A 19,076-nucleotide genomic window follows, 5' to 3' on the forward strand; every position below is an offset into this window, starting at 1 on the left:
GGTGAAGTTCATTAATAAACGGAATATCATTCTGGCCATTGTGCTTCTTGCCATCGTCTTTCCATTTGTGACGCAAAATGACTATTTCATCCATGTTATGACTCTCTCTTTCATCTGGATGATTGGTGTCTACGGGCTGAATCTATTGGCAGGTTATACAGGGTATCTATCACTGGCACATGCTGGATTCTTTGCTGTTGGTGCCTATTCCTTAGGCCTTTTGACAGTAAAAGCTCAGATGAATTTCTGGCTGGCTTTTGTTCTTGCCCTGATCATCACCAGCATTCTCGGCTTTTTGGTTGGCCTGATTGCACTAAGGACAAAAGAGCACTTCTTTGCCATCTATACGCTTTGTGTGGGATATATCCTTTACCTTGTCATTGATAAGTGGGACAGCTTGACAGAGGGCGTCCGTGGACTGATCGGGATTCCGGCGCCGGCAAACATTGGGCCGATTTCCTTTGAGACACCCTTATCACAATACTACCTTGTCCTCGCCATCCTGCTTGTTGTCATCCTGATTGTTTACCGTATTGTGCATTCCCTTACTGGAAGGACTTACATTGCTATTCGCAATAGTGAGGACCTGGCGCAAACCATCGGTATATCCACTATGAAAAATAAACTTGAAGCATTCGTACTCTCAACTTTTTTTGCCGGACTATCAGGAGCTCTCTATGCTTCATTCATCCGCTTCATCGGCCCTGATATCGGCAACATCGTCATCACGTTTGATTTGCTGACCTACCTGTTGATTGGCGGAATCGGAACGCTTTCAGGTCCAATCGTGGGAACTGTTTTGGTCGTCTGGATTTCACAGCAGCTGCAATTTCTCCAGGATTACCGCATGCTTATTTTTGGACCTATCCTGACTCTGCTGGTGATCTTTTACCCGCGGGGAATAGCAGGCTCGATTGCTGGATGGAATGCAAAACGTGCGGAGAAAAAGCTTGCACAAGCCCAGCTGGACGAACGGTTTTCACAATGCACAATAGCGGCAGAAAATCAGGTGAAGGAGGGGTAGAATGTTCCTTGAAACAAAGAATTTATCAAAGAAATTTGGCGGTTTGACAGCAGTTAACAATGTTGATTTCTCCATTGAAAAGGGTAAAATCAATGCCATTATCGGACCTAATGGTGCCGGTAAATCAACCTTTTTTAATTTAATCAGCGGCTTCCATCCTCCGAGCTCAGGCAGCATTATTCTGAAAGGTCTGGATATCACCAATATGCCTCCTAATAAAATAGCTGAATTGGGAATCGCGCGCACCTTTCAAACAACCAATCTGTTCGAACAGTCAACTGTATTAGACAATGTAATCGTCGGACACAGATTAAGGACAAAATCAAATTTACTTGATGCCGTTTTAAGATCAAAGAGGTTAAAAAGAGAAGAGGAACAGTGCCGTGAAAAAGCTCTTGAAGTGATTCGCTTTACCGGATTGGAGAAGGTTTCCGGGAAATTGGTTGGAAGCCTGACTCAGGAAGAGAAGAAGCGGACGGCCTTTGCGCTGGCCCTCGCGACGGAACCGGAAATCGTATTTCTTGATGAGCCTGCAGCGGGCGTCAATCCTGATGAAACAGAGGGGCTCGCTCAATTGATGAAGAAAATGATTGATAGCGGGATCACTGTCTGTCTGATTGAGCACAAAATGCAAATGATCATGAAGCTGGCAGATAAGATCATGGTGCTCAACTACGGAGAAAAAATCGCTGAGGGTACTGCAGACGAAATCAGGAATGATCCTGCTGTCATCAAGGCTTATCTGGGAGGGAGTGCCAGTGCTTAAACTGCAGGATGTTTCAGTAAAATACGGAAGCTTCACAGCTGTCCAGAATGTTCATTTGGAGGTTCATCCTGGTCAAATCGTTGTTTTGTTAGGGGCGAACGGGGCAGGGAAAAGCACTATATTCAAGACGATCAGCGGGCTGAACAAAGCATCTGCTGGAAGTATCGAATTTGAAGGCCAACCTCTTAACAAACGCTCTCCTGATAAAATTGTCCAGTCAGGCATTGTCCAGTGTGCAGAAGGGCGTAAACTGTTCCCTTCAATGACAGTAGAAGAGAATTTGAAGATGGGGGCCTATGTCCATAGAAAGCATAAGAAAGGGATAAGGCAGTCGATGAAACATGTATTTGAACTTTTCCCTATTTTAGAAGAAAAGCAGGATGATATGGCCGGTTCACTGAGCGGAGGACAGCAGCAAATGCTTGCAATTGGCAGAGCACTGATGGCAAAACCGAAGCTGATGCTTCTCGACGAACCTTCCATCGGGCTCGCCCCGTTGATTGTTGAGCAGATGTTTGAAGTGATCAAAACCATCAATCGCGAGGGTACCACGATTTTGCTTGCGGAACAAAATGCCAATGCTGCGTTGAAAATTGCAGATAAGGGCTATGTGTTTGAAAACGGAGAGGTTGTCCTGGAAGGTACTTCCGAGGAACTGTTCGCGAATGATGAGATTAAGAAAGCTTATATCGGTGCCTAGAACAACTTCTGTCATTAGGGAGGTGGTTGCGAAGCGGTCTACAATAATATTTCTGAATATTAGGAAAACAATATTAAGGGGGAAAGCAAATGAAGAAGTCTAAACTGTTATTAGTCTTAAGTGTGATGTTTGCTTTGATTTTCAGCCTTGCCGCTTGCAATAACTCTGAAAAAACAGATACAGGAGGAACAGATGGAGATGCTGAAGCAGGAGAAGGAACGATTAATATTGGATATACCGGGCCGTTAAGCGGACCGGCAGCCTTTTACGGAGAACGTACATTGAATGGTGTCCAGATGGCAGCCGAGGAAATTAACAATGCTGGCGGAGTAGAAGTAAATGGCAAGAAATACAAATTCAATGTTGTCTCCCTGGATGACAAATATTTGCCTAATGAAGCGGGAGCGAATGCCAAGAGACTGATGCAGGAGAACAAGACGCCGATTATTTTCACACCGCACAGTGGCGGGGTGGCTGCAATGCAGGTGTTTAATCAGCAGGAAAAATTCATTATTGGCGCCTACACAAGTGAACCCAAGGTAACAGAGGGCGGCAATAAATTAACGGTCAGAATACCTCCTCGTTATGATGGCTATCTCGAGCCATTCACTAATTATACAATGGAGAAATTCGGCAAGAAAATCGCCTTTCTTCCGACTGCTTCACAATATGGGAAGGATTGGGCAGAAAAGCTGCAGCCTCACTGGGAAGAAGCGGGCGGTAAAGTCGTGTATAACTCTTCTATCGATTTCGCGAAAGATACCGATTTCTTCACGATTATTACAAATGCCCTGAAGGAGAAGCCTGATGTATTATTTATCGGCGGACCGTCCGAGCCAACCGCAAAAGTTGCCAAACAAGCGAGGGAACTTGGCTTCAAAGGCGGATTTATTGTTATGGACCAGGCAAAATTCGACGAAATGAAGAAGGTTACTGGCAGCTACGATGTACTTAATGGAGCAATTGGAGTCATGCCGCTTGTGGATTCTGACAGTCCTGGTATTCCGGAATTCGTGAAAAATTATCGTGCCAAATATAACGAAGATCCCGGGTCAGAAGCAGGCTTGAATTATATTGCCATGCATGTTTTTGCAGAAGCGATAAAAGCCGCAGGGTCCGTAGATGATCCTGAAAAAATCATGGCGCATATGCAGGATGGCCTGGATAACCTTCCAGAAGACAAACATGTCTATGTTATTCCTAAGATTGACCCGAACGGCGGATTTGAAGGTGAGCTGATCGTTGCAGCAATTGAGGATGGAAAAGTTGTGCCAATCAAGGCAGATTAAAAGGTTGCCATTTAACCCTGATAGGTTTATATAAACCTGCTCTTGATAATAAATAGTAGAATTACAAGACGAAAAAGCGGCAGTTAAATGCCGCTTTTTCTTTGGATTAGAAAGAAAGTATAAATTTTTTTACTTAGATTAGTGTCCAGCTCCAGCACCTAGCCCCTCGAGTCGCATGTCTAGTGTCGCCTCCTAGAAACTCCGAAACTTCAACTCCGCCGGCAGAAGCAAAAAGCGCTTCTTTGTCGGAGTCTCCAGTTTCTGCGTTTCTGTACAGTCGGCTATACTTTTCGATTTCGGTCCGCCCGATGAAGTCAAAGAGCGACTTCACCGGGCGGACCTCCAGCGCTTGTCGGGGCTGACCAAGGCGCTTGCGCTTTTCTTATTGCCTTCTAGTTTCCTGAAAACTTACAATAAGGTATAAAGGTTGAATTTCATGGAAGGGGCGACCTTATGAATAATAGGATCGGCATAGACGCTGGAGGGTCATTAATTAAAATTGCATATCAGGAAAATGGCAGATTACATTTTCGCAAACAACCGATAGGGCAAATGGAAGAAGCATTAGGCTGGCTGAAAATAGTCTCCACAAATAAAAGGATCTTTCTGACAGGCGGGAGAGCCAGTAAAATTAAATCGGAATTTTTTCCGGAAGCAGAGATTATCGATGAATTCACCGCAGCATGTGAAGGGGCGACTTACTTCATGATGAAGGAAGGATTACCTAGGGGTGAAAAATCCTTGCTCATCAATATTGGCACCGGCATTTCCTGGATCAAAATTGATGGTGAAAGCTATAACCGAGTACTTGGCAGCGGAATCGGCGGCGGAACTTTTATGGGCATGGGGAAGCTTTTGGCTGATTCCAGCGATTTCGCAAATCTGGTTAGCTTGTCTGCCTCAGGACGAAGGGGAAATGTCGACCTGCTGGTGAAGGATATCTATCATCCGGAAGAACCACCGATACCTGGCGAACTGACGGCAAGCAACTTTGCCAAAACAGAAGGAATCAATTCAAGCTCGCCAGCCGACAAAATGGCTTCTTTTTTGAATATGATGGCAGAGACCATCACCCTTCTGACCGCACAAACTGCTGCTTTGCACGAAATTAAGAAAGTCATTTTCATAGGAAGTACGCTGGCAGGCAATAATCCACTGCAAGACAGCCTGGACTTCTATTGTAAAATGTCAGGCCTGGATCCAATCTTTTGCAAAACGGGGAATTCAGCGGGGCAATCGGGGCAATAATCAGATAATCTGAGACATTCAGAAAAAACAGGCCAATATAAAAAGAGGAGAATCTAGCTTTAGATTCTCCTCTTGCTATGATGATGTTCTTCCTAACCCTTAAAAACCTTAGAAACAATTTCGAAAGATTTCAGTCTGGCTTGATGATCAAATATTTGTGCGTTAATAATCATTTCATCTGCCTGTGTTTCATCCAGGAATTCCTGAAGTTTGGTCTTGATCGTTTCAGGGCTCCCGACGATAGAAGAACCGATACGGCTGTCTAGGAGCATTTTTTCATAGTCGCTCAGCTGATTTTCCAGGTTTTTAACAGGAGGCAGTAAAGGACTTGGGTTATTCCTGAACAGGTTCAGGAACTGCTGCTGCATGGATGTTGCCAGGAATTCTGCTTCCTCATCCGTTTCGGCAGCAATCACGTTAACGCCCACCATTGCATAAGGCTCTTGCAAAACTTCTGAAGGCTGGAAGTTCCTGCGGTAAAGCTTTAATGCTCCTAATGTATTTTCCGGCGAGAAATGGCTGGCGAATGAAAATGGCAATCCGAGTTGTCCCGCAAGCTGCGCACTGTATCCGCTGGAGCCCAATAGCCAGATTGGAATGTTCAATCCTTCACCTGGAATTGCCCTTACACTGCGATATTGCGAATCGAGTTCCGGATTGAAATAAGCTCGAAGTTCATCCAATTGCTCCGGGAAATCCTGACCATCACTGCGGCGTTCACGACGCAGGGCATAGGCGGTCACCTGGTCAGTTCCTGGAGCGCGTCCGAGACCAAGGTCAATGCGGCCCGGGAAAAGAGATTCAAGTGTTCCGAATTGCTCAGCGATGACAAGGGGAGCATGGTTAGGAAGCATGATGCCACCAGAGCCAACTCTAATGGAGCCTGTTCCCGCTGCAACATGGCCGATCACAACGGACGTAGCAGAACTTGCGATACCAGGCATGTTGTGATGCTCTGCTAGCCAATAGCGGTTATAGCCCCATTTTTCAGCATGCTGGGCAAGATCCAGTGTGTTTTTGAACGCATCTGCAGCTGTGCCGCCTTCAAGAATTGGAGCCAAGTCGAGCACGGAGTATTTTATATCGTTTAATCGTTTGTTGTCGGTCATTTTTTCAACTTCCTTTATTGGATAATATTCACCGCCAGGATTATCATTTTTCCTATTCCCAGCGTTTATACTATTCAATAGTAACAAGAATCTTTCGGTAATCAAAATAAAATGTTTGGAGATAAAAGGAATGAGGACATTTAAAAGAGAGGGGTGGGGAGGGATACGATGAACAAGCTTATCTTTTTAAAGATAGGTATTCATAAACCTCCCGCAAGTTATGGTAGCCTTGCTCGCGGGCTTTTTTTATATAGAATGCCCAAAGTTTCGCTGCCATTTTGGCATCCGCCAGTGCATGATGCCTATTTTTCACTTCAATCCCGCACTCAAGGCAAATTTGTTCCAAAGGCAGGGAATTGACAACGGGCTGGAATATTCTTATTAAAAATGTAGTATCAATCACTCTATGTTCAAAATGTAAGCGCAAATGACTGCTTGTGTATTTCTTCATAAAGGCTTGCTCATGTTTTGCATGGTGAGCTACAAGTACTGAGCTGCCTGTGAAGTGTAAAAATTCCATCAGGGCTTGTGAAGTTTTCGGGGCAGACAAGAGCTCTTCCTCAGTAATAGAAGTTAGCTTCAGGACATCAGTTGGTACTGAAATTTCTGGATTGATTAATGAATAGAAAACCTCATTTTCAAGTATTGTGGAACCAATTATCTTTACAGCTCCTATAGAGATGATCCTATCGCCTTTTTCAGGATAAAAACCTGTTGTCTCAAGGTCAAAAACTACGACAGGCAATTCTTCCAACGGACAAGCGAGGGTATTTTCCTTCTTCATCTCCTTTTGCAGCTGTCTTAAAAATGACATTTGTTGTGGATTCGAGTGGATTGGCATTCCGGCATAGATGTTCGATCCGAGCTTTCCGGTCATTAGCCGAAAGAAACGAATCATATCATTCATTCCCATAAAACTTACATCCTTTAAAACAGCTTTCTGACATGTTCATAAAATAGTTCACCCACTTTAATGATTTCTTTTAATGCTTTCTTTTCATCTTTAGTAAGTTTATTGATATTAACGTAATGTTCGGAGTCATAATCCCTATGAATTCCATGTTTAAGGCGATAGTCAAGCAATGCAGAGAAGTTATTGCTGAACAAAGATTTATATTTATGTGGCATCACGGCTTCAGATAAAAGGCTAATACGGTACAAAGTCGAAGTTTCTTTTATCTCTTCGTAAAATGACAACAGCCTTGCTGCATTTACAAATGGGAAAAACGCTGTCTCCTTTAGATTAAGGGATCCAGTAAAGGGGCCATGAGTTTCTACAAGCAGCTGACCAAGTAATCCAACCCCTTTTTTAAGAAACATTGTGTTATGAAGCATTCTTAACAGCAATTGCTCTCTTTTAACTTCGTGAAAGGCTTTTTCTTTCAAGATATTTAATAGACTATGATCGCCGTCGATGGTCCTGGCATCGGCAAATATAAGCAAATATCGGATTGACTCCCAAGTAGATTCACTAGCCCAAAGTCCGATTTGATTCTCCCAATCCTTCAGCGATTTACACCACAATGGATTGCTGGCCATAACAGAGCCGGAACATTTTTTATAGCCAGCCAGCTTTAATCCTTCAGAAATCTCTTTACCTAGCTTTAAAAAGTACTCCTGTGCATCTTTACTGTTAGTTTTGAAAACAAGACCGTGGTCTTGGTCACTCCAAATAGATTGCTCCATCCGTCCAGCACTGCCCATGACGAAGAAACAGAAAGGTGAAGGGGGGCTCCCGTATTCTTTTAACAATTTGCTTACTGCAGCTGATATGACTTGATCATAGATCAAGTCATGGAAATGGTTTAATTGTTCATTGCTAAAAGTTGCGTCAGAAAGCGCTTTAACTCTTATTGCATTTATATTTGAATAGTCATCGAAGTCCATAATTCGGACGTCCTCCTTTCTCCATTCATCAAAAGACGGCTGGCCCACAATAGGGCCGCCGCTCAATACATGAAACTTCAATAATCTAATTGACAGATGGTTGCTGCGAACTCAAAGGGACATTAGATGTTGAGGTGGCATCCATTGTTACCTTAGCTCCTGCTTCTTTATTGACCAATTCCGGATACCCATAGCTTCCGTGTTCACTAATATCCAGGCCGATAATTTCTTCCTCTTCTGTTACCCGCAAGCCCTTCATTGTTATTTTCATAATCGATAAGATGATAAAAGATACTATGAAAGCGAAAGCACCTGAGGCCACAACTCCCAGCGCCTGTACTCCTAGCTGTTCAAAACCGCCACCATAAAACAATCCAGGATTCCCGACTGTGGCTAGCTCAGGGGTCGCAAAGAATCCTGTTGATAAAGTTCCCCATACACCAGCAGTACCGTGGACTGATAGCGCAAAGATAGGATCATCTATCTTTTTGCTTTCAAAGAAGCGAATACTGTAGAAAACAAGGATGCCAGCAATAAGCCCGATGACAACCGATGCCCAAGTATCCACAAAAGCACAGGATGCCGTAATGGCCACTAGACCTGCGAGCGCTCCGTTCAGCATCATCGGAACATCCGCTTTACCTAAAACAATCCAGGAGATTAGCATGGCTGCAACAGTACCTGCAGCTGCCGCAAGATTCGTATTTAGAGCAACAAACCCAAAGAATGCTCCATCAACAGAAACGGTGCTTCCTGCATTAAATCCGAACCAGCCAACCCATAATAACAATACGCTCAATGCTGTGAAAACCTGATTGTGACCTTCAATATTATTAGCTGAACCGTCTTTATTAAATTTACCAATACGCGGCTTCAGGAGGATGGTCGCAGCCAGTGCCGCCATTGCTCCAGTCAGGTGGACTACAGTTGAACCAGCGAAATCCTGTTTACCGTGTTCTGCTAGCCAGCCGCCGCCCCATATCCAATGAGCAATGAACGGATAAACTAAAACTGAGAATAGAAGTGCAAAGACGAGATATACAGACAATTTTGCTCTCTCAGCAAATCCGCCAAAGGCAATCGTTAAGGAAATCCCGGCGAAAGCCAGCTGGAACAGAAAGAATACAGCACCTGAAAGTCCTAAGCCTTCTACATCGTAGCCAGAATAGAAAAAGTTCGAGAAACCCATAATCGAGTTACCTTCCCCAAAAATAAGTCCATAACCTACAGCCCAGAAAACAATTGATGAGATCCCAAAAGTCAGAATCGTTTTTCCGGCAATATGGCCGGCGTTCTTCATTCGTGTGGATCCTGTTTCAAGGAGGATAAAACCTCCAATCATCAAAATAACCAAAACCGCGGAAATCATAACCCACAGGCTATTCATTAAAAATACCGTATCCATTTTTTCGTCCCCTTTCAAATTGTGAATGTAGTTTGTATTGTCGCATGTATTTATTAATCAATCTACAACGATGTAAGAAAACCTTACATAACTTTTTTCGCCAAAAAGAAAAACCCTCCAAACAGGAAGGTTTTATCGTCAATATTTGCGTATTCCAAATCTGGCATTCAATTGTCCCTGAATCATTTTCTTGTGAGCTTCTTCATCAGTCTGCTTCTTTTTCCGTATCATTTCTTGTCTAATTTCATATGTCTGGACACCGTCTTCAATTTTATTGGCAATCTCAACTAATTGCTCGACATCCAGGAATGAATATCTTCTGCTTCCGCCAGGAGTCCGATCGGGAAAAACTAATTTCCTTTCTTCATAATATCGTATTTGCCGTTCTGAAAGACCGGTCAACTCACTAACAATTCCAATGGTAATCACTTTCTTTTCTTTGTAGGAGGAAGGGTCTGCAGCCAATTCATTCACCACACTTTTTCACTTTTAATAGTATATGTTATATTTTCTCACATGATATATCGATTTGTAAATTGGCTAAAACCCATTTATCAAGTTTTTCAATTCAGTTAATGTTAGCTTTCTTAATTCCTCTTCGCTTTCATTGGTCATTTTTGACTTGATCAAATGCTGGATATAATGGTCCTTTAGTTTTTCTACGGCAGTACGCAAATGCAAGGACACAATGAATCCCTCCTTAATAAGTTTCATTCTGAGCAGTACGTAACAGTTCAAAAGCGTCGTTGCCGTGCCTTTTCAAAAGTTCCTCATACAATTCATCCCGAAAAAGATCAACCATGATAATCAATTGAGCCAATTCCAATCCATTCCGACTTTCCATATTCATCTCCTCGATTTGTGGTACATTTTTTCAAGCGTAAAGAATTCCTGCTAAAAATTCAGCAGCTTTGTCAGGATATCTGACAGGATTTTTCAAAGTTAAGTAATGTTTCAAGTGAAAACCGGAAAACCTATAATGATTTGTTCATTAGGAGGAATGAGGATGGAACAAAATATGCACCCCGAAAATAGAGGGTATGTCATAAATGAATATGACGTACTTAAGAAAGTCATTCTTTGTCAGCCACAGTATATGACAATTCGCGAAGTAATAAATGAAACCCAGAAACATTTCAAGGATGAAGGCATACATATAGAAGTTGCCTTGGAACAGCACAATGAATTCGTGAATACATTGAAAAATTACGGTGTGGAGGTCATTCTGCTCCCATACCACAAAAAATACCCGGAGCAAGTCTTTACGAGGGATATCGGGTTTACTCTCGGCCAAACGGTTTTTGTTGCGGATATGGCCAGCGATGTGCGAAAGGGTGAGGAGGATGTCCTGAAACAGTGGCTCGAGGATGAAGGGATCTCCTACTACAATTTAATCGGTGATCAAATCGAAGGCGGGGATGTAGTCATCGATCAAGACACTGTATATGTAGGCTTGAGCAACAGAACCAACCAACAAGCAGCAGATCACCTGCAAGGATTGCTTCCGACTTTTAAAGTTAAAGCCATTCCGTTTAAGGCGGAGTATTTGCACCTCGACTGCGTATTCAATGTTGTATCACCAGAGGTAGCCCTGATTTACCGACCGGCATTGACGGAGGAAGATATTAAATTATTCAGCTCACGCTATGATTTAATTGACGTGAGCGAGGAAGAACAATTTACTCTAGGAACAAATGTGCTGGGGATCGGAAACAAAAGAATTTTGAGCTTGCCAGTGAATAAAGGAGTTAATGAACAGCTTCGAAGCAAAGGATTCGAAGTAATTGAAGTGGATATAACTGAAATCATCAAATCTGGTGGTTCGTTCAGATGCTGCACACTTCCGATTATGCGGGAGAAGCGTGTGCATTAAAACTTGATGGAATAGCGGGGGACAGTAGTCTCTCGCTTTTTTTGGTTGAATGGATATAAGGCAAACTTTTTGACAGGTTTGGAGGGAATCGGCGAAAACCTGTCTGAACCTGGGGCAACTTCAGACAGCTTTTTAGGAAATCGGCCAAAAGCTGTCTGAACATGAGGCGACTTCAGACAGCTTTTCAATAAATCAGCCAAAACCTGTCTGAACATGGAGCAACTTCAGACAGGTTTTCAGGAAATCAGCCAAAACCTGTCTGAACATGAGGCAACTTCAGACAGCTTTTTAGCAAATCAACCAAAACCTGTCTGAACATAGGGCAACTTGAGACAGCTTTTTAGCAAATCAACCAAAACCTGTCTGAACATAGAGCAACTTCAGACAACTTTATAGGAAAACAGCGAAAACCTGTCTGAACCTGGGGCAACTTCAGACAGCTTTTTAGGAAATCGGCCAAAAGCTGTCTTAACCTGGGGCAACTTCAGACAGCTTTTCAATAAATCAGCCAAAACCTGTCTGAATATGGAGCCACTTCAGACAGGTTTTCAGCATATCAACCAAAACCTGTCTGAACATGGAGCCACTTCAGACAACTTTATAGGAAAACAGCAAAAACCTGTCTGAACATAGAGCAACTTCAGACAGCTTTATAGGAAATCAGCCAAAAGCTGTCTGAACAGGGGGCAACTTCAGACAGCTTTTCAATAACTCAGCCAAAACCTGTCTGAACATGGAGCCACTTCAGACAACTTTTCAGCATATCAACCAAAAGCTGTCTGAACATGGAGCAGCTTCAGACAGCTTTTCAATAAATCAGACAAAACCTGTCCGAACCTAAGGCAACTACATCCAGGTTTGCAGGAACAACAGTAAAATACCGTGTAAAACACAGTACCAAGAAAATGTTTCCTGTAAATATCACATTTTGATTGTCCTTTAACTTTAATTATCTTATAATTCAAAATAGCAAGAAATTAATTTAGTAAAGGGGGATTCATTTGGAAGCTTTTGTTTCTTGGCTCAATGGGATTCTTTGGAGCAATCCGGTTATTTACATTATTCTTGGAATCGGTTTGATCTTCTCAATCCTGACACGATTTTTGCAAATTAGACTTGTGAAGGACATGGTTATGCTAATGTTTAAAGGAAGAAGTTCCGATGCGGGCGTTTCGTCTTTTCAGGCCTTATCTATCGCATTATCTGGCCGTGTAGGAACTGGTAACATCGCAGGTACTGCTACTGCTATCGCAATGGGGGGACCTGGTGCGGTTTTCTGGATGTGGGCGATTGCGTTTATCGGGGCAAGCAGTGCGTTTGTAGAATCCACATTAGCCCAGATTTACAAAGTCAAACAAGACGGTCTCTACCGAGGCGGCCCAGCATACTACATCGAAAAGGGCCTTGGTATCAAGTGGTTCGCTATTGCTTTTGCCATAGCTGCATTGCTGGCAATGTCATTGCTGATGCCAGGAATTCAGTCTAACTCGATCGCACTTGGTCTTGAAAACGCATTTGGCGTTAGCAAGACAGTGACAGGAGTTATCGTGATCGCTCTTTTGGCTTTAATCATTTTCGGAGGCGTTAAAAGGATTGCAACTGTTGCCCAATATACAGTTCCATTCATGGCCGTAGGATACATCCTTGTTGCTCTTATCATCATTGGAATGAATATCTCAGAAGTTCCTGCGGTGTTCGCTTTAATCTTCAAAAGTGCATTCGGTGCTGACTCAATGTTTGGCGGTATTCTTGGCAGCGCGATTGCATGGGGTGTAAAACGCGGTATCTATTCCAATGAAGCAGGTCAGGGTACAGGGCCTCACGCAGCAGCTGCTGCTGAAGTATCGCACCCGGCTAAACAAGGTCTGGTCCAGGCTTTCTCTGTTTATATCGATACTTTATTCGTTTGTTCTGCTACAGCGTTCATGATCCTGTTCACTGGAATGTTCAACACGGTTGGTGCTGACGGGGCATTCATAGTCGAAAACCTAAAAGGCGTAGAAGCTGGTCCTGGATATACACAGGCTGCAGTAGATGCGGTTCTTCCTGGGTTCGGTGCTGAATTCGTTGCTGTAGCACTTTTCTTCTTCGCTTTCACTACAATCATGGCATACTATTATATGGCTGAGACTAATATTGCTTATCTCCTTAGAGGAAGAAACGGCAAGGTGCCAATGTTCATCCTGAAAATCGTTATCCTTGGAGCTGTCTTCTATGGAGCCGTAAAAGAGGCGTCGCTCGCATGGGCGCTTGGTGATGCAGGCCTGGGATTGATGGTATGGCTCAACCTAATAGCCATTGTCCTGCTCGCGAAACCGGCATTGATTGCCTTGAAGGACTATGAGGAGCAGAAAAAACAAGGACTTGATCCAGTCTTCAATTCCAAAAAACTCGGTATCAAAAATGCTGAATACTGGGAAGAAGAATATTCCTTCAATCATGATAAGGAAAAAGTTTCTTAATAATGTTGCATAGGGAGAGCTGCCTTTTAAAGGGCAGCTCTTCTTTTTGACTAATTGGTTTGATTATATTGTCCCGGTGGAATGGGTAGAATGAGAGCATTAAGCTCGAATCGGGGGAATTTCATGAAAATGTTATGCATCGATGGGGGCGGTATAAGAGGCATTTTCCCGATTGCTATCCTGCAAGCCATAGAGGAAGAGTTTGGAAGGCCTGTGGGTGAACTCTTTGATGTGATTTCAGGAACAAGTACAGGATCAATCATCGCTGCTTCAGCTGCTTTGAACACATCTATGGAAGAGGTGATGGGCAGGTACGAGACTTATGGTGAAAAGATATTTGTGAGAAAATCCAAAATAGGTCTTTTTAAGAGTGTTTATAGTGACAGGTATTTACGTCGACTGTTAAAACAGGCCTTCAAGGAAGTTACTCTTGGCGATATCGAAAAGCCTTTGTTGATACCGGCTGTCGATATAACACATGGGAAACCTTACATCCATCGAACGGATTTTGGTTACTCGTCCGAAAATGAATTATCAATAAAGTTGTGGGATGCTGTTCTATCGTCTTGTTCAGCGCCAATCTACTTTCCACCCAACAATGTAAACAATCAATATTTATCAATCGATGGAGGACTATGGGCTAATAATCCATCTTTGGTTTGTGTGACGGAAGCTTTGCATCACTTTAAAACCGACTTGGCTGACATCCATATACTGTCGATTGGAACTGGCCAACAGAATATCGATTTTTCCATAGGCGAGGAAAAGTACTGGGGCATCCGACAATGGCTGCCTTTCCATTTTCCAACTTTAAAGGTTACCCCAAAATTATTGGATCTTGCGATGGATTTATCCTCTGAATCAGTTTCTTATCACTGTCGGCTTTTGCTAGGCGATCATTATCTCCGGCTAAATACAGAACTTTCAGAAGAAGTACCTTTTGATGATTTTACTAATATGGCGGAACTCAAGAATCTTGGACGTCAGGTTTTTCAAGATAATAAAGACAAAATAGCCTCTTTTTTATCAAGGAAATAGGCTTTAAACTGGCTAAAAATTTCTTTTTAACTTAGGCTTAAACAGTATGTGGTTTACATAGTATTGAAATACTATCTGTGTAAAAAAAGACAGGAGGTACTATCAATGGAAAAACTTGAAGTTGGTGAAGTATTCACAATTAGTGATGAAAATGATGAGGAGCAAGAGGTAGAGGTTATTGGGACTGTGACAATAGAGGGCACTGACTATGCAGCGGTAAGCTTCGTAGAGGATCTGCAAACAGAAACGGATGAAGATATTGATATCTTTTTCTTAAAAGTAGATGAAGATGGAGACTTAGCTGCAATTGACTCGGATGAAGAATTCGAAAAAGTTTCTTCCGCGTTTGATGAAATGCTGAATGAAGAAGAATAGTGAGCAGGAGAAAGGTTAATCCTTTCTCTTTTTTTGGTATTATTAGTAGAAGGCAAGCATCTTCACGTAAAAAAGTTGTAAATAGAAGGAAATCAAACGAGTTTGTCGAATTGTTTTTTGGAAGGAGTTGATTCCATTGGATAGCGTCATCCTTGTTACCTTTAAAATCAAGGGAATACCCATACCTATTAAAATAGCCTCTACTAATGAACCCACCAGGGAGCAAATACTGAAGAAAATTACTGACTTGGCGAATGGATATGACTTATCCGGCGAAATCCAATTCAAGAAGCTCCTTAAAGAGAACGGCCATAAAATGTATATCTATGAAATCGGTGACAGGAAATGCATGGTGCTCGTAGAAAAGCTTGAAAAGATTAAAGAGTTTGAGGAAATCGACACTTAATCCGGATCATCAATGTATTTATAAATTCTTATTTAAAAACCCAGCGGCACAATGCCCTGGGTTATATCGCGTCAAAAAATACGATTTTATGCTTCTGAAATTTTTATAAGGATTACCTGTTTTAGATTATTCAACATTTTCACCGTAATCCACAGTCATGAGCAAGGTATTTTCAAGTCTGCTTTTCTCAACCTTCAGGTATCCGATGGAGTTTTTCGTTTCGGCAATGCTGCCATCTTCGAATGAATAATACTGAATACTTTCTTCCCATAAAAGCTGTTCTTTGGGATTCACCTCACTTTTTCCAAGCGTGAGGTTGTAAGTTTCCCCACAGCTGCGGTAAAGAGACTGTTCTTTTCGTTTACTTGCGTTGAGCCAGAGCACGGACTTCATTAACACTCCCCATAATCCGGTAAAACTCTCATTACGAATAGGACTGCTCGTGAATTGATAAAAGGATTGTTTTTCACCAGAACTCCATTGAACATCTGACTTCACGGATGATGAGAAGTGGACATCTCCAGATAGCAACACAGAGTACGCAGGGTCCCAGGAAGCAACTTGAGATATAAAAGCATGAAAGCCTTTACCATTATATTTCCATCCGTCAAAATCAAATGTAGTCTGGACGGGGAAACCCAGTACTTTGAAGGGATATACATACTTATGGAGAAAGGATTCAATTAATCCCATCCCATAAAAAGGAGCTGGGGAAACGATATTCAAGGGCGTTTTTCTTCTCCAGCCGCTCTGCAGCAATTTTCGGCTTATATCTTCCCAGCCTGCTTCGCTGATCAATACCGGCGTGCGTGTTGTTTCTTCGATCAAGCTGCCCAGTTTAACTGCCTCCGGTCTAGGATCGAACTCCCGTTGGGTCCTTGTATCAAGGAAAACTGTTTTTGGATTGGTCGGAGCAATGAAATGCCAGGAGTGAAAGTTCCAAAGATGATTCAACCCAGCCTTATAGCCAGCGGAATCAATGCTGGATGATGTTAGATAGCTTTTAACTTCCTTAACGAATTCACGGTCAAAGTTATCAGGTTCATTGCCCCAACCCTGGAAAAGCCAGTAGGCAGCAAGTCCGTTTCCGATGATATGCTTTCCTAAGGAAGAATCTCTTACAGCAGAGGTCCACTTATGGGATATATTCCAATCATCTGTCAGGTCGTGATCATCAAAAATCATATAGGTTGGCGTGTTTGCCATTAAGCGTCTTGCCGCAGATAGTGAGACTACAAAGTCCCTGACATTATCCATTTGCTCCTCGTACCTTGCTTCCAGCCTGGATAATTCCTTTTTTCTCTTTTTATCATGATCCAATTTGAGGTGTATTTTATCGCTTTCTTTTAACTGTTTAAAAGAAAGGAGGAGCTCATTCTCATGAATATAATCCCAAATTTCGGGGCTCCAGCTGAATAAATACGTAGCAGCATATTCACCAAAAGCAATCAGGTGGTTATCACCTTTCCTTGTTGAAAAATTGGCGAGGTGTTCAATTAAGAATTGTCTTCCATTCACCTGCTGTAGTCTAGGACTTAAATTTTCCGGTATCAGTTCATTCAATTTATCCTTTTCACTGTCGCTGGCCAGTTCCTTTCCAAGTTCCGTTATGATGGGAAGAAGCGGATCAGCAACATCATCAGCATAGATCTGATCTCCCATTAAAAATAAAGCATTGGGCCTTTCTGTAAGATCAAGATGTTTATTTTCAACTAGCACATCTGCTGCAAAAAGGGCATCATCTCCCTGGCCATGAGGCTTTCGGCAAGAGCCATATAGCAAGTTATCAGGCTCGCTTTCATGGTTTATAGTAAACGAGGGATACTTAAGGTTTCCATATACGATTGATCGGGGATTTTCAGGGTCCAGCAGATTATAACTGTCTAGAGTACGCACTTTTCGCCCTTTTTTAAAAAACAGATCATAACCGAGGAGAGTGCAAGGGGGAAAATGTGAATGATCAGGAGAAATCTTTAGCAAATAAATATATAGATTGTCACCTGCTTTGAAGGTGTTTGCCTCAGTGTGTGTCCGTAAAGGAATATATTGATACTTTTCGTCACCACTATACTCGATCTGAAATATTTTGGCATCGATTTCAACATTGGAGCTTAATGAGATCCAAATATATACCGAAGAAGGATCGACCCTTCTAATGATAGGTCCGGATAAGATTGAAGGTAATTTCATTCATCAGTTCACCACCGTAGAATTCTTTACTGCTAATTTATTCATGCAATAACTAAACGGTGTCCTACAGGCTATGAACCATAAAGAAAAGGAAGCTAGTTGCGGCTTCCTCAATTTACTTCCTAGTATAGTAACGAGTATCTTCCTGTTTCTTTAATTCTCCTGCGATTAAGGCTGTGGCACTATGGTTCCCTTTTGCGTCCAATCCCGCTTCCCAAAGCATCATGCCGCCCAGCTTTTGTGAGAGGGCAAGATCGGTTTTCTTTTTCAATGTGGAATGGCCATTATAATGGTAGGTCGTCCCATTCATTTCGACCTGGTCCTTTCCTGTATTAGCAGGGTGATGTTTGATAAGAGCTTCGTATGAGACCTGTTTGATCGAGGGATCCTCAGGCTGTGCATAGAGCGGCACACCCAGGACCAGTTTCTCCCTTGAAAATCCATGCTTGTCAAAAAGGGCTGTCCAGTAGGCTACTATATTAGAAGAATAAGAGTAAGGTGATAAATTAGCAGCGTTATATTCTCCATCCCATTGGCCATCATAGGCCATTAAATTGACATGATCAAAGTACTTGAACATGGATGGCTCGAACACGACAGAGTGAATTTCAGTCCCTGTCACGCTATGCACCTTGGCATTTACAGCGATGGATAGTTCTTTACCTTTTGGTTTCAGCTGTTCACTTAGCTCCTTTGCGAAGGAAGCGAGATAGCGGGCATCTTCTAAAGAGCGAGGATGCTCAAAGTCGATATCAATTCCATCAAGCTTTTCGTTTTCTGTAAAACTCACAAGCTCTTGAACTAGTCTTTTTCTGGATTCAGAGTTGGAAATGGCCGCTTTGAAATAATCATAGGATTCTCCGCCATTAATGTGGTACCAGCCGCCGATTGCCAGCATGACCTTCGTATCGTGATTTTTTGCATTAGCAACAACCGCCCTTAAATTTTTGACAGCATGATCTCCATTCATTAACAGGCTGCCATCCGAGTTTGGATGAGCGAAGGAAAAAATCACATGAGTCATATTTTTATAATCGATCTCTTCAGGCTTCCTGAAATCCTGGACATAGCCGATTAAAACCTTCGCTTCTTGCTTTTTCAATTGTGGTTCTTTTTTGACTCCAGGTATTTTGGCTGAATGTGCAGCCTGAGTGCTGGTTACTATCGTCTTGCTTTGTTGCGTATTCGAATAGAGTGTTCCAGATATAAAACCGCCCACGAAGGTGAGGATTATGACCATCAGAGGCAGGAAACGTTTTTTCATAAGGGTATCCTCCTGTGTTTTATCAACCTCAAAATTGTAA

At 42.5% G+C, this 19,076-nt stretch carries 20 protein-coding genes; 10 read left to right on the forward strand and 10 right to left on the reverse strand.

The window, feature by feature from the left end; genetic code table 11:
- The first annotated feature begins 1 nt into the window (after position 1).
- From FOF60_RS12425 to FOF60_RS12440, 4 genes are all read left to right on the forward strand, one after another.
- On the forward strand, positions 2-1,024 hold the full coding sequence (locus FOF60_RS12425) for a branched-chain amino acid ABC transporter permease (protein ID WP_192472045.1): 1,023 nt from the start codon (positions 2-4) through the stop codon (positions 1,022-1,024).
- Position 1,025: 1 nt separating this feature from the next.
- A complete protein-coding gene (locus tag FOF60_RS12430) occupies positions 1,026-1,790 on the forward strand; it encodes an ABC transporter ATP-binding protein (RefSeq protein WP_192472046.1) in 765 nt (254 codons plus the stop codon).
- Positions 1,783-2,490, forward strand: coding sequence for an ABC transporter ATP-binding protein (locus tag FOF60_RS12435; RefSeq protein ID WP_192472047.1), 708 nt, complete (start codon positions 1,783-1,785; stop codon positions 2,488-2,490). The genes FOF60_RS12430 and FOF60_RS12435 overlap by 8 nt, the downstream gene beginning before the upstream one ends.
- An 89-nt stretch (positions 2,491-2,579) precedes the next feature.
- Positions 2,580-3,779, forward strand: coding sequence for an ABC transporter substrate-binding protein (locus tag FOF60_RS12440; protein ID WP_192472048.1), 1,200 nt, complete (start codon positions 2,580-2,582; stop codon positions 3,777-3,779).
- 133 nt (positions 3,780-3,912) lie between these two features.
- Here the strand turns inward: FOF60_RS12440 and FOF60_RS12445 are convergent, their stop codons facing one another.
- Positions 3,913-4,110, reverse strand: a complete 198-nt coding sequence (locus FOF60_RS12445) for a hypothetical protein (protein ID WP_251617425.1) — start codon at positions 4,108-4,110, stop codon at positions 3,913-3,915.
- Positions 4,111-4,232: 122 nt separating this feature from the next.
- Between FOF60_RS12445 and FOF60_RS12450 the strand changes: the two genes are divergently transcribed.
- On the forward strand, positions 4,233-5,027 hold the full coding sequence (locus FOF60_RS12450; protein ID WP_192472049.1) for a type II pantothenate kinase: 795 nt from the start codon (positions 4,233-4,235) through the stop codon (positions 5,025-5,027).
- A gap of 92 nt (positions 5,028-5,119) precedes the next feature.
- On the opposite strand, the gene FOF60_RS12455 is transcribed toward FOF60_RS12450, so the two are convergent.
- The 7 genes from FOF60_RS12455 to FOF60_RS12485 form a co-directional block, all read right to left on the reverse strand.
- Positions 5,120-6,136: an LLM class flavin-dependent oxidoreductase gene (locus tag FOF60_RS12455; protein ID WP_192472050.1), complete on the reverse strand. Its 1,017-nt coding sequence runs from the start codon at positions 6,134-6,136 to the stop codon at positions 5,120-5,122.
- A gap of 178 nt (positions 6,137-6,314) precedes the next feature.
- A complete protein-coding gene (locus FOF60_RS12460) occupies positions 6,315-7,049 on the reverse strand; it encodes an exonuclease domain-containing protein (RefSeq protein ID WP_192472051.1) in 735 nt (244 codons plus the stop codon).
- 14 nt (positions 7,050-7,063) lie between these two features.
- Complete coding sequence (locus tag FOF60_RS12465; RefSeq protein ID WP_192472052.1) at positions 7,064-8,023, reverse strand: DUF294 nucleotidyltransferase-like domain-containing protein; 960 nt, start codon at positions 8,021-8,023, stop codon at positions 7,064-7,066.
- An 85-nt stretch (positions 8,024-8,108) separates the two neighbouring features.
- Positions 8,109-9,428, reverse strand: coding sequence for an ammonium transporter (locus FOF60_RS12470; RefSeq protein ID WP_192472053.1), 1,320 nt, complete (start codon positions 9,426-9,428; stop codon positions 8,109-8,111).
- Between the two features lie 138 nt (positions 9,429-9,566).
- Complete coding sequence (locus FOF60_RS12475; protein WP_319801525.1) at positions 9,567-9,905, reverse strand: MerR family DNA-binding transcriptional regulator; 339 nt, start codon at positions 9,903-9,905, stop codon at positions 9,567-9,569.
- A 63-nt stretch (positions 9,906-9,968) separates the two neighbouring features.
- Positions 9,969-10,115: a Fur-regulated basic protein FbpA gene (fbpA, locus tag FOF60_RS12480; RefSeq protein ID WP_192472054.1), complete on the reverse strand. Its 147-nt coding sequence runs from the start codon at positions 10,113-10,115 to the stop codon at positions 9,969-9,971.
- Between the two features lie 13 nt (positions 10,116-10,128).
- Positions 10,129-10,272 carry a hypothetical protein gene (locus tag FOF60_RS12485; protein ID WP_192472146.1) on the reverse strand — a complete coding sequence of 48 codons (144 nt, stop codon included), beginning with the start codon at positions 10,270-10,272 and terminating at the stop codon, positions 10,129-10,131.
- Between the two features lie 162 nt (positions 10,273-10,434).
- Between FOF60_RS12485 and FOF60_RS12490 the strand changes: the two genes are divergently transcribed.
- From FOF60_RS12490 to FOF60_RS12510, 5 genes are all read left to right on the forward strand, one after another.
- Positions 10,435-11,301, forward strand: a complete 867-nt coding sequence (locus FOF60_RS12490; protein WP_225650185.1) for a dimethylarginine dimethylaminohydrolase family protein — start codon at positions 10,435-10,437, stop codon at positions 11,299-11,301.
- 1,001 nt (positions 11,302-12,302) lie between these two features.
- A complete protein-coding gene (locus FOF60_RS12495) occupies positions 12,303-13,763 on the forward strand; it encodes an alanine/glycine:cation symporter family protein (protein WP_192472055.1) in 1,461 nt (486 codons plus the stop codon).
- A 123-nt stretch (positions 13,764-13,886) separates the two neighbouring features.
- On the forward strand, positions 13,887-14,801 hold the full coding sequence (locus FOF60_RS12500; RefSeq protein ID WP_192472056.1) for a CBASS cGAMP-activated phospholipase: 915 nt from the start codon (positions 13,887-13,889) through the stop codon (positions 14,799-14,801).
- A 105-nt stretch (positions 14,802-14,906) separates the two neighbouring features.
- Entirely contained in the window at positions 14,907-15,176 is a 270-nt protein-coding gene (locus FOF60_RS12505) for a DUF1292 domain-containing protein (RefSeq protein ID WP_192472057.1), read from the forward strand.
- Between the two features lie 136 nt (positions 15,177-15,312).
- On the forward strand, positions 15,313-15,582 hold the full coding sequence (locus tag FOF60_RS12510; RefSeq protein WP_192472058.1) for a hypothetical protein: 270 nt from the start codon (positions 15,313-15,315) through the stop codon (positions 15,580-15,582).
- 126 nt (positions 15,583-15,708) lie between these two features.
- Here FOF60_RS12510 and FOF60_RS12515 read toward each other — a convergent pair whose 3' ends face one another.
- Complete coding sequence (locus tag FOF60_RS12515; RefSeq protein WP_192472059.1) at positions 15,709-17,772, reverse strand: metallophosphoesterase family protein; 2,064 nt, start codon at positions 17,770-17,772, stop codon at positions 15,709-15,711.
- 115 nt (positions 17,773-17,887) lie between these two features.
- Positions 17,888-19,036: a glycoside hydrolase family 18 protein gene (locus FOF60_RS12520; RefSeq protein WP_192472060.1), complete on the reverse strand. Its 1,149-nt coding sequence runs from the start codon at positions 19,034-19,036 to the stop codon at positions 17,888-17,890.
- Positions 19,037-19,076 lie beyond the last annotated feature (40 nt).

Source organism: Mesobacillus jeotgali, assembly GCF_014856545.2.
Taxonomy (GTDB): domain Bacteria; phylum Bacillota; class Bacilli; order Bacillales; family Cytobacillaceae; genus Mesobacillus.